The sequence below is a fragment of the Shewanella sp. 11B5 genome, assembly GCF_002836795.1.
GTDB classification, from domain to species: domain Bacteria; phylum Pseudomonadota; class Gammaproteobacteria; order Enterobacterales; family Shewanellaceae; genus Shewanella; species Shewanella frigidimarina.
Map to the genome: position 1 here is coordinate 1 of NZ_PJAP01000702.1, position 1,978 is coordinate 1,978.

General features: G+C 41.5%; 4 protein-coding genes. All 4 read left to right on the forward strand.

Annotated features, from left to right (window positions below; all coding sequences use genetic code 11):
• Window positions 1–468 (forward strand): hypothetical protein (locus CXF78_RS15515; protein WP_257984927.1); only part of this gene is annotated, 468 nt, incomplete at its 5' end.
• A gap of 75 nt (window positions 469–543) precedes the next feature.
• A complete protein-coding gene (locus CXF78_RS15520) occupies window positions 544–1,008 on the forward strand; it encodes a cytochrome c3 family protein (RefSeq protein WP_011636102.1) in 465 nt (154 codons plus the stop codon).
• A gap of 6 nt (window positions 1,009–1,014) precedes the next feature.
• Complete coding sequence (locus tag CXF78_RS15525) at window positions 1,015–1,701, forward strand: 4Fe-4S dicluster domain-containing protein (RefSeq protein ID WP_011636101.1); 687 nt, start codon at window positions 1,015–1,017, stop codon at window positions 1,699–1,701.
• Window positions 1,698–1,978 (forward strand): NrfD/PsrC family molybdoenzyme membrane anchor subunit (nrfD, locus tag CXF78_RS15530; protein ID WP_180957171.1); only part of this gene is annotated, 281 nt, incomplete at its 3' end. The genes CXF78_RS15525 and nrfD, both read left to right, overlap by 4 nt.

A 1,978-nucleotide genomic window follows, 5' to 3' on the forward strand; every position in this document is an offset into this window, starting at 1 on the left:
AATATGATTACTTCAGTCTTTTTAAGTTATGCGTTTGTGTACTCTGTGTTGTTTATTGTTGTTCCTTTTATATTAGTTATTTTCATTATGACTTGTATAAAGTTCTTCAAAACCGATACTGAAGAGCACGCAATTAAGTTCAAAAAAATGCTTTTTGATACTCAGAGCTTTAACTTTTTAAAATCGCTAAAAGCGATGGTGGGCGTCAAATATGACGTTTGTTGCAACGTTCCAATCGACACCGTGTTTGAAATGGATGCCCAAACCGCAGCAGAAAATCATACTCGACTCGATTATGTTGTAATTGATCATGACTCGTCGGAAGTGAAATTGGTTATCTCTGATTTCAGTCAACAAGATGATGCTAACGCAAAAAGTTTGTTCGAAAAATTCAACATTAAATTAGTTGAAATTGTTCGAGGCAAACCTTACGACATGCAAATGTTAAAGCTATCCCTACCGGTATGAAGACCCTGTCGGGTGAAGGCAATCTGTTTTCACCCGCTATTTTTTGATAATCCATTATTGTAGAGAGGACTGATTATGTCCCGGAATAACTGGCTACTGATGTTAAGTGTAGGCGTATTATCGTTTGCCCTTATGAGTCAGGGAGCAAATAGCGCTGACTCTACTGAGCAAATTAACAATGACTCATGTATGAAATGCCATAAACGCAATGGGGCAATGCAAGGTCACCATGCTCAAGAACAGTTAAAAATGAGTTGTAGTTCATGCCATGGTGAACAAGGCAATCACCCTAAGAAACCCAATGACCTGATGGTATTCTCTGCGGAAAACGACATGACAATCGATACTAAAAATGGCGTGTGTTTGAAATGCCATTCGCCTAAAAAGATAGCTCAAGCGGAGTGGACTCACAACGTACACGCACAAAAAGTGAGTTGTACATCTTGCCATAAACTGCATCCTGAATCAGACCCAATAATGGGCTTAGGAGCAAAAGATCGCAGTAATGTGTGCCGAAATTGCCACACAGTGCAGAGGTAACTAATCATGGAAAACTCAAGAAGACATTTCCTTAAAAGCACCTGTGCATTGGTTGCCGGCGTGTCGGTATATCCACTCAGCCGCGATCAAGCCAATGCCGATACGGGCATAAGAATAAACAATTTAAAATACGCCATGCTACATGACGAAACCAAATGTATTGGTTGTAACGCTTGTGTTGAAGCGTGTCGAGAAGTGAATCATGTTCCCGAAGGTGTCACCAGGCTGAGCATTGAACAGTCGGGCCCTTATGGCAAGTATCCAAATCAGTATTACCACTTTAGCCGCCACTCCTGCCAACATTGTGAAGATGCGCCTTGCGTTAATGTATGCCCGACTGGAGCCGCCTTTATCGATAAAGAAAGCGGCATTGTCTCGGTTAATGCAGATAAATGTGTTGGTTGCCAATACTGTATTTTAGCCTGCCCTTACGATGTACGTTTTATTAATCCTGTGACTAAGGCAGCCGACAAATGTGACTTTTGCAGGGAAACTAATCTCAAACAAGATAAACAACCTGCCTGTGTAGAAGCTTGTCCAACCAAAGCATTGGTGTTTGGTAATCTTAAAGATCCTGAGTCTGAACTGGTTATGCTGTTAAAAGCTAATCCAACACAACGGACCAAGTTAGATTTAGGTACCCGGCCCAAACTGTTTCGTATTACAGCCAAACAAGGGGAGATTATATTATGAACGCTTTGCATTTTGACTCTTTGGTCTGGCATTGGCCCATTGCCATATATCTATTCCTAGCAGGGGTTTCTGCCGGTGCGATGTTCTTTGCCGTATTGCTGAAACATGTATGCCTTAAAGAACAAGCATACCGTTCAGGCTTTGTTCAAGCAGCGTGTATTGTTGCAGCAGTTTCCGTTTTAGCAGGTTTGGGGATTTTGGTATTAGATTTAACCAAACCATGGGATTTTTGGAAAATACTTGTGTTCTACAATCCCACCTCAGTGATGTCGATGGG